The sequence below is a fragment of the Polaribacter sp. HA6-7 genome, assembly GCF_055693625.1.
Map to the genome: position 1 here is coordinate 2,744,115 of NZ_CM146338.1, position 13,605 is coordinate 2,757,719.

The window sequence follows — 13,605 nt, forward strand, 5'->3', positions numbered from 1 at the left end:
TTTTAGAATAAAATCTAATAAATCATCAAAAATTGTGTCTTTAAATTCTGCTTTCTTAAAACTCCACTATATAGAATCATTAAAAATAACATCAATTTATTTAGAATCATTAAAAATAATATAGTTAAAATTGTGATACTTTTTGAGTATGCAGTTAAAAATTAATTTTTCTGTAAATCAACTAAATTTATTTAGACTAATTATAAATAAAAGTATATTTGTCAAAAATAATAGACAATGCTTTTCTTTAGAACGCTACTTTTTTCTTTTTAACTTCTGTAACATTTAGTCAGAATGGAGACTTTTATGGAAAAATTAAATTTAATAATAACGAGCCAGCAATTGGTGCTTATGTGGTTGTTAAAGGAACAGGTTTCTATAAAGAGTTAAGTACAGATATTAATGGAGACTTCTATTTAAAAAGTGTTCCATATGGCACATATTCTTTTAAGGTGCACTCTTTAAATTCTTTACCAAAAACCATCAACGTTACTTTAAATTCGAAAAAGAAAGTACTTAATTTTACTTTAAATTTTATAGACAATGCATTAGATGAAGTAAAAATCACCGCGAAAACAGAAGAAACTAAAAAAGAAACGCAAGGTTTTGCTGTAAATGTGATAAAAACCAAAGAAGCAAGTTTAAGAAATATTCAAACAAACGAATTACTAAACACAACAGTTGGTGTTAAAATAAGACAAAATGGTGGTTTAGGTTCTGATGTTAACTACAGTTTAAATGGTTTATCTCGGTAATGCTGTAAGAATTTTCATAGACGGAATACCAAGTTCTATGTATGGTTCTTCTTTTAATTTAAACAGTATTCCTGCTTCAATGATTAAAAATATTGAAGTTTATAAAGGTGTAGTTCCAGGGCATTTAGCAGATGATGCTTTAGGAGGAGCAATTAATATTATCCTTAATGATGATGCAAAAACCAATTTAAACGCTTCTGTTTCTTACGGATCTTTCAATACAATACAAACAAACGTTAACGGTTTGTATCGTTTTAAAGAATCTGGTTTTACTGTAAAAGCATCACTTTTTCATAATTATTCAGACAATGATTATAAGGTTTACGGTAGAAGTATTGTTACCACAGGTTTAGGAGGTGTACAAACGCCAATTACTGCCGAAGGTTTAACGATGCTTATCGATCTACAGGTGGTATGGCACAAATTGGTTTTACCAATGTTAAATGGGCAGATCAATTTTTTATTGGTCTTACTGGTTCTGATGATTATAAAGAAGTACAACATGGTGCTTTTACGACTATTACTCCTTATAAGAATCGATTTTTAGAATCTGATGCTTTAGTTACCAACTTAATTTATCAAAAGAAAAACTTTATAACCAAAGGTTTAGATTTAAACATTAACGGATTATATGGAAACAGAAATCGTGTTGTTAATGATACTGTTGCAGCTGCTTATAGTTGGAATGGAGAGAGAGCTATCGATTTTAGAGGCGATGAGTATGATTATACTTGGGGTTCTCAGCAAGAAGGTGGGCCAACCTTAGCTACCATTAAAAGAAAAGTAGCATCTATTAGAACAGGATTGTCTTATGCTATTAACGATAATCATAAGGTTTTAGCAAATCACGTGTATAGTGGAACAGATAGAAAAGATAGTGATGTTTTACTTTCTTTATTAGAAAACACATTTACAGGAACCAGAAACCTTTATAAAAACATTTATTCTTTAACGTATGAGTTAACTGCTTTAGACGATAAATTAAAAGCAAATATTTTCGGAAAACATTATCAACAAGAAACCGTTAGTATAGATCCGAGAAATAGTAACAAATTCTGACGGAATTAATGAAATAATAGATGAAGTTATTAACAGCAATAAAAAAAATAACGGATATGGATTTGCGCTTTCTTATGAGCTTTCTCCTAAAACCACATTATTAACATCTGCAGAAAAGGCAGTTCGTTTACCTGATGAAACAGAAGTTTTTGGTAATGATGGAGACAATGTTGTTGCAAATCCAACTATTAATCCCGAGCAAAGTAACAACTATAATCTAGGTTTTAGGTTTGGTACTTTTAATATCAACAATCATAATTTTACTATTTCTACAAACTTATTTACAAGAAATATTAAAGACAGAATTGGCTTACCTATAGAAACTTCTTTTAATGTAGATGATGAATTAATAGTCTATGTAAACCAAGGTAGCGGAACATCTAAAGGATTTGATGCACAATTAAATTATAACTACAAAAACAATTTCGGATTAAACTTTAACATATCTCGTTTCGATTTAAAAATTAAAAATAACGGCGTAGAAATAGACGTACCAAACACTCCTTTCTTTACCATGAATGGTAGTTTACGTTATTCTTTTAAAGACTTATTTCAACAAAAATCTCAATTAAACCTTTTTTACTCAATCTATTTTACTGATGAATTTTCTTACCTAGCGCCACAAGGTTCAAACACTGTTGGTAATGATTTTTTCGAAGTTCCTACGCAATTATCACAAGATTTAGGACTTAGTTATGCATTTCCAAACAAAAAGTTGGTAGCTAGTTTTGATGTAAAAAACATTTTTGACAAACCCGTATACGATAATTTATCCGTACAAAAACCAGGTAGAGCTTTCTACCTGAAATTAAATTACACAATTAATAATTTTTAACCATTCAAAACACAAATAAAATGAAACTCAATTTTTTAAATCTAAAATCTTTAGCAATACTTACTCTTGGTATTGGTTTAATGACTGCTTGTAGCGATGAGAATATTACTGACCCAATAGAACCTGTAGATCCTATTTCTGAATCTAGATGGATTACAATTGCCGGAGCTAAAATGGGAGATAATCCTGGTGATGGTAACGGAGGAACTTTAATATATTCTGTAAGTAGTGAAGATGCAAAAGACCCAACTGTATCTATCAACCCTTTCGAAAACGGATTTATTGCCCCTTCTAACAGAACCGCTAGATTACAAGCATCTGAAGATGGTAACACAATTTTTAATATTTCTTATGCTGGTGATACTGGTGGAAATTACACGAAATATACCGTAGAAGGCGGCCAAAACTTTGTACAAACTGGTACAGAGATTAGTATTGCTCCTTATGTGGGTACTGCTCCAAGATGGATAAAATTATTTGACGGAGATCAAACAGGTGCAGCAGTTTACGTTTCTACAGAACACGAAATTGATGATAATGGCACACCAGATGATGTGTCTGATGATGTTTATACAAGCACAGAAGCAACAATTGGTGTAGTTACTTTAGATTTAGTAAATTCTGCAATTAACAACTTTCAAGAACATGTTGTTGCTTTAAGCGCAGAAGAAGAAGCTGCAGGTTATTATATTTCTAGAATAGATATGCCTACTTTAAATACTGCAGGAAACAAATTATACATTGGCGCGCGTTTAAGCAAAGTAAACCCAGCAACTGTAGAAAGCGATAGCGGTTACGAAATTTTAGGTTCTAAAACAATTGTATTAGATTATCCTTCTTTATTAAACCCAACTGTAATTACATCTACTGTTGGTCACGGAAACACAAACGGATACAGAAGTATTAATGCTTTTGAATATAATGGAAGTGTTTACCAAGCAAACCAAAGTGACCCAGAAGGTTCTCATATTTTAAAAATTGATGCAAATAATGAATATGACAATTCTTATGATTTTAATTTAGATGAAGCATTAGGTGTGCAAGGCGCTTATGTACTTGCTTGGAGACCTGCTGCAAATGGTAAAGCTGTATTAGCTTATCGTCATGAAGGTTCTGCTGATGGTATTGCAGGTGCTCAAGGATTTTTTGCTTTAATTGATTTAAATACTAAAACTGCAGTTAAAATTGATGCAATTCCGTATGATCCAGATTTTTACTTATTCCAATACCAAGGTTTTGCTGTAGATGGTAATGAAATATACTTAACGCAAGCTCCTGTTGGACAAAATGGAAACATTTATGTTGTAGATACAGAAACTGGATCAGTAACAAAAGGTGCTGAATTAGTAAACGCAGAAGGAAGTCACTTTATTGGTGCTTGGTAAACTGCAAATAAAAATAATAAAAAAGGGCGTAAACTTTGGTTTACGCCTTTTTTATTAAAACAATTCTTTATTACTAATATCTAAATAATTACGCTTTACGAAAGCTAAAATAGTTTCTAAAATTTCTCCCATATTTTCGCAATCTTTAAACTTTACATCACCAACATATTTAATTAAATGCTCTTTTAAAAGCTCTACATTTTCTGGATACGAAATAGAATCTGCTTTCATACATTTAATTAATCTTGCAGTTCTTCTTGGTGCAGTAATCATTCTCTTTGCCATAAAAGAACGTTCTTCTAATTTATATTGCCTAATAGAATCGTTTTGTAATTTTTTACTAACCATTTCTACCATCTTAAAATTCTCTTTCATAAATTGTAAGTTGTATACTTTTAAATTTCCTTCAAAAGATTGCTGATCAAAATCTATAGCTCTAAACTTATATATAATATGATCAAAATCATGAGTTGGTGTAATCACGTAATTATACGAACGCATATCACCTAAAAGACGCACCAAACATCTTTCTTTAAATTTTACAAACTCCTTTGCAATTTGTGCTTTTTGAGATTCTGTACATTTTGGTAAAAAATCTCTAATAAAATCATCTCCCGGAATTCCGGCAATATGTTCTTCAATTAGAGTGTCTCCAAAAACTAGAAAATTCATATTATGTGGAGATAAAATATGCTCTAATTCTAAACCATAAATACGAGATGCATCTGCTTTTTTTACATAGAAATAAGAAAAATTGTCATTTAAAATATTACGAATTTTAATTCTAAAAGGTTTCGAATTCCCAAACGTACAATAATCGATTGCATCTACATTTAAAAAAGGAATTGTGTCATCATTACCATCAGAATGCAACATTGTATACACCTTTTTTAAACTTCTATCTATTTCTTCTCTATCAAATTGAGAATAGTAAGTTCTTACCCAAAGTGTATCTTCGTCATTTTTATCATAAACCGTTACAGAACCTTGAAAACGTAATAAATCATCGTAAAAAATAGAAATTTTAATGTTTCTATTGTAATTTTTAAGATACGCGTTAAACATTTCATTTACTGGAAATGTGGGTTTCTTTTTGGACATCAATTTTTTCTCTACCGCCATCTTTACTATTGATTTTCCTCAAAAATAAGAATATTTAACTCAATTCGAACATCTTTCCGGGTAAAGGTTTTGTAACACCTTTTAATTCTAACTGTAATAATATAGACGACAATTGATATGTTGGTATATTGCATTCTAATGCAATTACATCTAATAATTGTTGTCCTTTGGCATGTAATAAATCGTATATTTTTTGTTCATTTTCATCTAATTCTACAAATAATTGTTTCTGTATTGTTTTAGGTTTTTCTTGAATATCCCAATTTAATATTTTTACAATATCTTCTGCAGAGTTTAACAAAAAAGCATTGTTACTTTTAATTAAATGGTTACATCCTTTACTATATAAATCTGTGGTTCTACCCGGTACAGCAAAAACATCTTTATTATAAGAATTAGCAATATCTGCAGTTACTAAAGAACCTCCTTTTGCTGCAGATTCTATAATTATAGTTGCTTTAGAAATACCCGCAACAATTCTATTTCTTTTTAAAAAATTTTCTCTTAACGGTGCTTCGTCATGCCAAAACTCAGTTAAAAAACCACCTTTTTTATTTACATCATTTATATACTTTTTATGTACTTTCGGATAAATTTGATCAAACCCATGCGCTAAAACCGCAATGGTTTGCAGGTTATTTTCTATTGCTGCTTTGTGCGCACAAATATCTACACCATAAGCAAAACCACTAACTATTACAGGATTGTAAGTTGCCAAATCTTTTATCAAGGTATTACAAAAGTCTCTACCATAAGAACTCATATTTCTTGTACCAACAATAGAAATCATTTTTTTATTAGAAAAATCGATGGCACCGTCTTTAAAAAGTAGAATTGGTGAATCGATACAATGTTGAAGGTTCTCTGGATAATCTTCATCCAAAAAATAAGAATATTTTATGTTATTTTTTTGATGTATTGTAGTTCGTCTAATGCTTTTTCTAAGTTTTCTTTATCAAAAAGATGGTTTAGTACATTTTTACCAATTCCGTTTATTTTAGCTAAATTTTGTGGCTTTTCCTTAAAAATCCGGGAGACATCTCCCACATTTACAATTAGTTTCTTAGCTAAAATATCGCCCACAGCTTTACTTTTTTGCAATCTTAAGATTGCAAGCAATTTTTCTTCTTTCAATAGTTAACAATTTGACAACCAATATATAAAAAAATTGTTGATAATTTTTACAGAACTTTTTTCTATGAAAGGTCTAAAATTATATATTTGTTTATATGAATTTAGCCAACTATATAAACGATTTATTATACAGATACGATTGCGTAATTGTACCAGATTTTGGGGGTTTTGTTACAAATAAAATTGATGCAAAATTAGATGAAAGCACAAACACTTTCTACCCGCCTTCTAAGCAAATTACGTTTAATAGTCTTTTAAAACATAATGATGGTTTATTAGCAAATTACATAGCTTCTAGCGAGCAAATCTCTTTTGAGAAAGCTTCTACAGCCATTTCTTTGTCTGTAATTAAATGGCAAACAGAACTTCAAAAAAACGAAATCTCGTTAAATAATTTAGGTGTTATTTCTCTTAATGAGAATAAGCAAGTTATTTTTGAACCAACAACAAATGTTAACTTTTTAACGTCTTCATTTGGTTTAGCTACCGTAGAAACTTCTGCAGTAGAAAGATACAAACAACAAGTTAAGCCTTTAATACCTGTTACTAGTTCAACAGAGAAAAAAGGCATACCAACATTTATAAAATACGCTGCTTCTGCCGCTATTTTATTAACATTAGGTTTTGCTGGCTTTAATGGTTATCAACAAAATAAACAAAACGAAGTTTTTGCAAATCAGCAAAAAGAATTAGAAAAAAAGATACAATCTGCAACTTTTGTAATTTCTAATCCGTTACCAACTTTAGAATTAAATGTGGTTAAAGAAATTGCTAAACCTTACCATGTGGTAGCTGGCGCTTTTCAAATACCGGAAAATGCAGAAACCAAAGTAAAAGAACTTATTGCAAAGGGTTTTGATGCTAAAATTATTGGTGTAAACAAATGGGGATTAACGCAAGTCACATTTAATAGTTATGCTGATAAAAATGACGCCATTAATAACCTTAACAAGATCAAAAGAACAGTTTCTAAAGACGCTTGGTTATTAGTTAAAGCCCTTAAATAATTTCAGTTTTCTTTAGCTATTTTACATCACTTTTAAAAGTGTGATTGCGTATCTTTGCAAAAATTTATTTTTTGATGGAAGCAAAATCACCTAAAGAATCTTTAACCATATTAACAGATTTAGTTTTACCAGGAGAAACTAATTATTTAGACAATCTTTTTGGAGGAGAATTACTAGCAAGAATGGATAGAGCCTGCAGTATTGCAGCAAGAAGACATTCTAGAAGAATTGTGGTTACAGCATCTGTAAACCATGTTGCATTTAACAAATCTGTACCTGTTGGTAGCGTTGTTACAGTTGAAGCTAAAGTATCTAGAGCCTTTAAATCTTCTATGGAAGTTTATGTTGATGTTTGGATAGAAGACAGACAATCTAGACATAGAACTAAAGTAAACGAAGGTATTTACACTTTTGTGGCTGTAGATGAAACAGGTAAACCTGTACAAATAGCACAAATAGAACGAGAAACAGACTTAGAAAAAGAACGTTTTGAAGGCGCTCTAAGACGTAAACAATTAAGTTTAGTATTAGCGGGTAGATTAACACCAAACGAAGCTACAGAACTTAAAGCATTATTTCAATAGAAATTAATACCAATGGAGTTTTTAAATCATTTTAAGATTTTAGAATCTGTAATTATTGTAGTAATTGCCTTTTTTTACGATTGTTTATAACAAATTCTCTAAAAAAATTCAAACAAAATTCGGCTTTCAAAATGCAAGAATTCTTGTTACAAATAAGATTATAACAATTCTTATATACATAACTACAATTGTAGTAATTGCATTTATTTGGGGTGTAGATGAAAAGCAATTGTTAATTTATATTTCTTCGTTTTTAACTATTTTAGGTATTGCGTTTTTTGCTCAATGGTCTATTTTATCTAACATAACTGCTGGTATAATTTTATATATTAATTACCCAGTTAAAATAGGAGACACAATAACCATTTTAGAAAAAGATAATAACATCACCGGAGAAATAAGAGATATTGGTGCCTTTTTTATCACTCTAAAAACTAAAGATGATGAATTTTTAACAGTACCAAACTCTATAATTCTTCAAAAAAATATAAAATACAAATAAAAAAAAGCGCAATTTAATTGCGCTTTTTTTATTCTAACATTCTAATTATGCCATTTGAGCCTCATGCTTACCCTCATAAACCTCTTCTACTAATTTATCATTAAAAGCTGGCAAATCTTTAGGATTTCTACTTGTTACTAAACCTTCATCTACAACAACCTCTTCGTCTACCCAATTTGCACCAGCATTAATCATATCTGTTTTAATAGAATTAAAAGATGTAATTTTTCTTCCTTCTAAAACACCCGCTTCTGCCAATAACCAAGGCGCATGACAAATTGCTGCAACTGGTTTATGATTTTTGAAAAATGATTTTACAAATTCCACTGCATTTTTATCTCTACGTAAAACATCAGGATTTATAACTCCGCCAGGTAACATTAATGCATTATAATCAGATTGAGAAACCTCATCTAAAGTTTTATCTACTTTGTAATTTTCACCCCAATTACCATCGTCCCAAGATTTAATCTCTCCAGATTCTAAAGAAACAATTTCTACTGTTGCTCCTGCTTTTTCTAAAGCTTTTTTTGGTTCGCTTAATTCACTTTCTTCAAATCCATTAGTTGCTAAAATCGCAACAGTCTTTCTATTTAAGTTTTCCATTTTAATGTAATTTTTTAATTAATAAAATACAGAACCTAGATGTCTTCTAAATTCTTACACAAAAATAGACACTATAAAAAGCAAACATTATTGCAATCAATTTAATAATTGACACAAATAAAAAATTCTAAAAATTTATCTTTTAAGAATCCAAGAAGCAGGATTAAGCTTTGTTGTGTTTTTGTACAACACAAATATTAAAGTAGTTTTACCGAAACTTTGTCTGTAAAAATTTGCCCTATTTTTTGACCCGTTTTTACAGTATCACCTTTTTTAACATACAATTTTTCTAAATTATTATAAGATGTAATATAGTTACCGTGCTGTATTAAAACGTTTCTTTTACCGCCTGATGTTACTAAAACATTCAAAATTTTACCATTAAAAATAGCTTGAGCACTTTTACCTTTTTTAGTTATCATATGTAAACCTGTACTATTAATTGTAATACCAGGATAAATAGGATGCGATTGTTTACCAAACCTTCTCGTAATTAAACCTTCTTCTATTGGCCAAGGTAATTTACCTTTATTAAGCTCAAATCTTGCGGCTAAAGCCTTAGCTTCGGCGATAAAACAAACTCGTTCTTTTTGGTTGTTTTTGGTTTGTTTTTAAGTTTTGCATTTGCCAATCTATTTGCTTTGGCAATTTCATCTTTAATAATTTTATCTATTTTTTCTGCAATTCTTTTTTCAGCATTAATTTTATTCTGAATCTCTCTTTTATATTTGCGCTCCTTCTTTTTAATTGTAGAAATTAATTGTTCTTTATTTTTCTTGTCAAGTTCAATTTGTTGTTTCTGATCTTTTTCTATAGATAGTAAAGTATCTTTAACCTTTTTCTGATACAATAAAGAGTCGTTTTTCTTTTTGATGACCGAGTTTGCGCTCCTATTTGATCTCCTTGTCTTTTTCTGAACGAAGTATATTGTTTCATATACTCTAAACGTTTGTATGCTTGGTAAAAGTTCTGAGAAGACAGAATAAACATCATTCTACTTTGCTGAGATTTACTCTTGTAAGACTTATAAATCATACTTGCATAATCTTTTTTAAGTGCTGCAAGTTCTTTTTCTAACTTAGAAATTTCTAACTTATTTTTATTTATTTCTGATGATAATAATTTAGCCTCAGAATTAATAGTTCTTATTAATTTTTGCCTAACATCTATTTTTTGATTTAAATCTTTTAAATCTTCAAGAACATTTTTTCTCTTTTTTGCTCTTTAAATAACAAGTTATTAACCTGAACAATTTCTTTTTTTAATCTTTTACGCTGCTCTTCTAACTCTTTCTTTGTTTGACCAAATACGGTTAAACAACTAAAAAGTAAAATAAAAAATGATATGTGTAAACGAAATTTTATCACTATAAATTAATGCGTTTATATCCTTTAGGTAAAGAAAAAGATGTGTTTAATGCTGTATTAAATTCAACAGATTTTAACGTAAAATCAATCTTAGTTGTTTTGTTAATTTGCTTTGCTGTGATATTAATTTCTGATGGAAAAACTGTATTATCTATTAATTTATAAGAAGGGTACTTAATTTTTAAATTCTCTTTTTTTAATGGTGATGTTATTGCTTGAAAATCTAACTTAAAGTGATTAGGATTTACTGCTGTAAAAACATTAACAACAACGTCTTTTACTACAGGAGAAAGAACGTAAGAATTATTAACAATTTCTACACTTTGCTTATTCTTCTTTAAATTTAACATAGCTTGCCCCAAAAACAAACTTTGTAATTGCTCAAAATTAATTTCTGTGCCTAAAATTTTCTTTAGCATTTTAAAATCACCTTCAAAATAATTCTTAGCATATGGCGAATAGTACGCTATAGATGTTGGTGTAATTTTTGCTTTAAAAACTGTTATAAATTTAGTTCCTTTTAAAAAAATTTCTTTGTCTTTGGTAATTTTTAAATAAACGGTAATACTTTGTTTTGTTTTACCATCATTAAAATTTGCTTTAAACTTTGCGTCTATAGTTTCCTTTTTAAAATTTGCTGCAACATGTTTTCTAACGACCTTATTTGCAGAAATTTCTTTTGCTTTTACGTTAGCATCTAAAACTAACTTTTTCGATTTACAAGCTGTAAAAACTAAAGTTAGTATCAATACATATTTTAGATATCGCATATTATTTTTTTAACTTTTTTGACTTTTGTTTGTACTTTTTTCTTCGATAGTATTACCTAAACCATTGTAAGAAACAGCCATTTCATTATAAAATTCGGCTTCCATATCATCTTCAATTACAAAATCGATACCATTTTTTAAAGAAGTAATAGCTTCGTTAAACTTCTGTTTTGCATTTAAAGCCTTACCGTTCATTAAATACACAAATGGTTGTGCAGGAAACAAAGCAATTCCTTTTTTACTATAATCTAATAATAAATCAGGATCTTGTTTTACACTTTCTAAAATCTGTTTTAAAAGCACATATGATTTATCGGTTTCAAACTGTTTAAAAATATTACTTACTGCAGAGCTCTTTACAGGTCCGGCTTTTCCGGTTTGTTGTAAATTATCTTTTATATTTTTTAAGCTAGAAGACAAAGAATTTTCATCTTCTAAAACCTCCATTAGATGTATTGCGTTTTTAAAATCTCTATTTTTCAAATAAAGCCTCACTAAATATTCGCGTTCTTTTTTATTGATAGTAGCAATACTTTTCTGAACTCTAATAGCTTCAGAAAAATCTCTATCAGCAACATTAATTTTAACCAAATGCTTTTGTAACCAAATATTTTTAGGCTCTTGGTCGATGGCTCTTTTAATATATTCTTTAGCTAAAAGCTTTTTATTCAATTCTAAATAGTTCTTAGAAAATTCAAAAAAAACAACACTATTGTTAGGTAATATTTGATTACAGTTTTCTAAATTTTCTATCGATTTTTGATAATTACCGATAGATTTTTGCGATAATGCTTTAAAGAAAAACTGCTGAAACTTTAGTTCTTTTTCTTCTGATAGATCTACAGCCGCAGGTATACTATCTTGTGCAAAACCATTAATAGATATTAAAAAAAGGAACAAAGAAAAAAGAGACAACTTAAAATTATGAAATTGCCCCTCTTTTAATATATTTATTTCTTTTTTTATAAAACCCATTAGATTAACTCTGTATAATCACCAATACTTACTGAAGTATATTCACCGTTATATTTTGCATGATTACCAATCATTGCATTGTCTAATTTTGCATTCGAAATTAGAACATTTGTTTGTATTAAAGAGTTTGTTATGGTTGCGTTTTCTACAACACTATTTTCTCCAATAGAAACGTAAGGACCAATTTTTGTGTTTTTAAGCACAACATTTTTACCAATAAAACAAGGTTCTATAATTTCAGAATTCTCTAATACAACGTCTTTAGATACCAAATTATTACCGGCTTTATGTTCAAAATCTAAAACTTGTTTATTGGTATCTACTGTTGGATCTTTTTTACCACAATCCATCCAAGTGTTTACAGTTCCAGGAATAAATTTAGCGCCGTCTTTTTTTAATGTTTCTAAAACATTTGTTAGCTGAAACTCGTTATTCTCTTTTAAATCGTTGTCAATTAAATACTGAATTTCATCTCTAACTCTATCACCGTCTTTAAAATAGTATATACCAATTATTGCTAAATCAGAAACAAACTCTTTTGGCTTTTCTACAAAATCGGTAATAAAACCATCTTCTAATTTTACCACACCAAAAGCACTCGGGTCTTCTACTTGCTTAACCCAAATTGCACCATCTGCGTTAGAATCTAGTTTAAAATCTGCTTTAAATAATGTATCTGCGTAAGCAACAACACAAGGACCGCTTAATGAATCTTTAGCACAAAATAATGCATGCGCGGTTCCTAATGCTTCTTCTTGAACGTAAACAGAACCTTTAGCACCTAATTCTTTGGCTATTTCTAATAAATTATTTTTTGTATTTGCTGGAAATCCTTTTTTTGCAGGACCAATAATAAACGCAATTTCTTCTATTTTTTCATCAACCACAGATGCAATATCTTCTACAAGTCTTTGCACAATTGGCTTTCCTGCGATTACGGTTAAAGGCTTAGGAACTGTTAATGTATGTGGTCTTAAACGAGAACCTATTCCGGCCATTGGTACTATTATCTTCATGTTCTTTTTATCAAAAATTATCGTTGCAATATACCATTATTAAAAAGATTTTAAAAAAATTGAATCTATTAAAGCAGAATGATTTTCACAAGAAAAATCTATTCACAGGTTTTACTTAAGCTATCAATATTTATTAAAATCTTCAAGGCGCTATCCCTGAATTCAGGGATAGTAAAAAACCCTGAATTCAGGGATTGCACAATGTTTAATAAATTAATACTTTTGATACGTATTTAATAATATATTAAGATTTTTTAATAAATTATTAATACAAAAAATAATAATGTTATCAAATTAATTCAATCCCCAAATTTTTAAAAATTTTATTCACATGAAAAAAAACACTTACCTTAAGTTATTATTTAGCTCAATAGCTATTTTAATGTTCTCCTTTTTTTATCAAAAACAATTATCAAAAAGAAAGAGAAAGAAGAACTATTATCTAAAAGAAAAAAATTAGAAAACTTTATTAAAAACAGCCCATATAA

11 protein-coding genes and 2 pseudogenes are annotated in these 13,605 nt (G+C 29.1%); 5 read left to right on the forward strand and 8 right to left on the reverse strand.

Annotated features, from left to right (window positions below; all coding sequences use genetic code 11):
• Nucleotides 1-314: 314 nt before the first annotated feature.
• Together ACZ1HD_RS15330 and ACZ1HD_RS15335 are read left to right on the forward strand one after the other, a co-directional pair.
• Nucleotides 315-2,649 (forward strand): annotated as a pseudogene (locus ACZ1HD_RS15330) (TonB-dependent receptor).
• Nucleotides 2,650-2,669: 20 nt separating this feature from the next.
• A complete protein-coding gene (locus tag ACZ1HD_RS15335) occupies nucleotides 2,670-4,034 on the forward strand; it encodes a hypothetical protein (protein WP_472687930.1) in 1,365 nt (454 codons plus the stop codon).
• 54 nt (nucleotides 4,035-4,088) lie between these two features.
• On the opposite strand, the gene ACZ1HD_RS15340 is transcribed toward ACZ1HD_RS15335, so the two are convergent.
• Nucleotides 4,089-5,156: a hypothetical protein gene (locus tag ACZ1HD_RS15340; protein WP_079737475.1), complete on the reverse strand. Its 1,068-nt coding sequence runs from the start codon at nucleotides 5,154-5,156 to the stop codon at nucleotides 4,089-4,091.
• Between the two features lie 34 nt (nucleotides 5,157-5,190).
• A pseudogene (gene dprA / locus ACZ1HD_RS15345) lies at nucleotides 5,191-6,290 on the reverse strand (DNA-processing protein DprA).
• Between the two features lie 95 nt (nucleotides 6,291-6,385).
• Between dprA and ACZ1HD_RS15350 the strand changes: the two are divergent.
• From ACZ1HD_RS15350 to ACZ1HD_RS15360, 3 genes are all read left to right on the forward strand, one after another.
• A complete protein-coding gene (locus tag ACZ1HD_RS15350; protein WP_375240172.1) occupies nucleotides 6,386-7,297 on the forward strand; it encodes an HU domain-containing protein in 912 nt (303 codons plus the stop codon).
• A 74-nt stretch (nucleotides 7,298-7,371) separates the two neighbouring features.
• On the forward strand, nucleotides 7,372-7,881 hold the full coding sequence (locus ACZ1HD_RS15355; protein ID WP_472687931.1) for an acyl-CoA thioesterase: 510 nt from the start codon (nucleotides 7,372-7,374) through the stop codon (nucleotides 7,879-7,881).
• Between the two features lie 64 nt (nucleotides 7,882-7,945).
• On the forward strand, nucleotides 7,946-8,383 hold the full coding sequence (locus ACZ1HD_RS15360; protein ID WP_472687932.1) for a mechanosensitive ion channel domain-containing protein: 438 nt from the start codon (nucleotides 7,946-7,948) through the stop codon (nucleotides 8,381-8,383).
• Nucleotides 8,384-8,428: 45 nt separating this feature from the next.
• On the opposite strand, the gene ACZ1HD_RS15365 is transcribed toward ACZ1HD_RS15360, so the two are convergent.
• The 6 genes from ACZ1HD_RS15365 to ACZ1HD_RS15390 form a co-directional block, all read right to left on the reverse strand.
• Nucleotides 8,429-8,989: a type 1 glutamine amidotransferase domain-containing protein gene (locus ACZ1HD_RS15365; RefSeq protein ID WP_472687933.1), complete on the reverse strand. Its 561-nt coding sequence runs from the start codon at nucleotides 8,987-8,989 to the stop codon at nucleotides 8,429-8,431.
• A gap of 197 nt (nucleotides 8,990-9,186) precedes the next feature.
• Nucleotides 9,187-9,411, reverse strand: a complete 225-nt coding sequence (locus ACZ1HD_RS15370; protein WP_472687934.1) for a peptidoglycan DD-metalloendopeptidase family protein — start codon at nucleotides 9,409-9,411, stop codon at nucleotides 9,187-9,189.
• A gap of 128 nt (nucleotides 9,412-9,539) precedes the next feature.
• Nucleotides 9,540-9,839: a hypothetical protein gene (locus tag ACZ1HD_RS15375; RefSeq protein WP_472687935.1), complete on the reverse strand. Its 300-nt coding sequence runs from the start codon at nucleotides 9,837-9,839 to the stop codon at nucleotides 9,540-9,542.
• A gap of 516 nt (nucleotides 9,840-10,355) precedes the next feature.
• Nucleotides 10,356-11,126 carry a lipoprotein insertase outer membrane protein LolB1 gene (gene lolB1, locus ACZ1HD_RS15380; protein WP_340932214.1) on the reverse strand — a complete coding sequence of 257 codons (771 nt, stop codon included), beginning with the start codon at nucleotides 11,124-11,126 and terminating at the stop codon, nucleotides 10,356-10,358.
• A gap of 9 nt (nucleotides 11,127-11,135) precedes the next feature.
• Nucleotides 11,136-12,101, reverse strand: coding sequence for a tetratricopeptide repeat protein (locus ACZ1HD_RS15385; RefSeq protein ID WP_472687936.1), 966 nt, complete (start codon nucleotides 12,099-12,101; stop codon nucleotides 11,136-11,138).
• Nucleotides 12,101-13,117: a sugar nucleotidyltransferase gene (locus tag ACZ1HD_RS15390; protein WP_472687937.1), complete on the reverse strand. Its 1,017-nt coding sequence runs from the start codon at nucleotides 13,115-13,117 to the stop codon at nucleotides 12,101-12,103. The genes ACZ1HD_RS15385 and ACZ1HD_RS15390 overlap by 1 nt, the downstream gene beginning before the upstream one ends.
• Between the last annotated feature and the right edge of the window lie 488 nt (nucleotides 13,118-13,605).

Excerpts from the sequence above, each read along its gene's own strand:
- ACZ1HD_RS15335 (WP_472687930.1), top strand. The coding sequence starts at position 2,670 with ATGAAACTCAATTTTTTAAATCTAAAATCTTTAGCAATACTTACTCTT.
- ACZ1HD_RS15340 (WP_079737475.1), bottom strand. The coding sequence starts at position 5,156 with ATGGCGGTAGAGAAAAAATTGATGTCCAAAAAGAAACCCACATTTCCA.
- ACZ1HD_RS15350 (WP_375240172.1), top strand. The coding sequence starts at position 6,386 with ATGAATTTAGCCAACTATATAAACGATTTATTATACAGATACGATTGC.
- ACZ1HD_RS15355 (WP_472687931.1), top strand. The coding sequence starts at position 7,372 with ATGGAAGCAAAATCACCTAAAGAATCTTTAACCATATTAACAGATTTA.
- ACZ1HD_RS15365 (WP_472687933.1), bottom strand. The coding sequence starts at position 8,989 with ATGGAAAACTTAAATAGAAAGACTGTTGCGATTTTAGCAACTAATGGA.
- ACZ1HD_RS15370 (WP_472687934.1), bottom strand. The coding sequence starts at position 9,411 with ATGATAACTAAAAAAGGTAAAAGTGCTCAAGCTATTTTTAATGGTAAA.
- lolB1 (WP_340932214.1), bottom strand. The coding sequence starts at position 11,126 with ATGCGATATCTAAAATATGTATTGATACTAACTTTAGTTTTTACAGCT.
- ACZ1HD_RS15385 (WP_472687936.1), bottom strand. The coding sequence starts at position 12,101 with ATGGGTTTTATAAAAAAAGAAATAAATATATTAAAAGAGGGGCAATTT.
- ACZ1HD_RS15390 (WP_472687937.1), bottom strand. The coding sequence starts at position 13,117 with ATGAAGATAATAGTACCAATGGCCGGAATAGGTTCTCGTTTAAGACCA.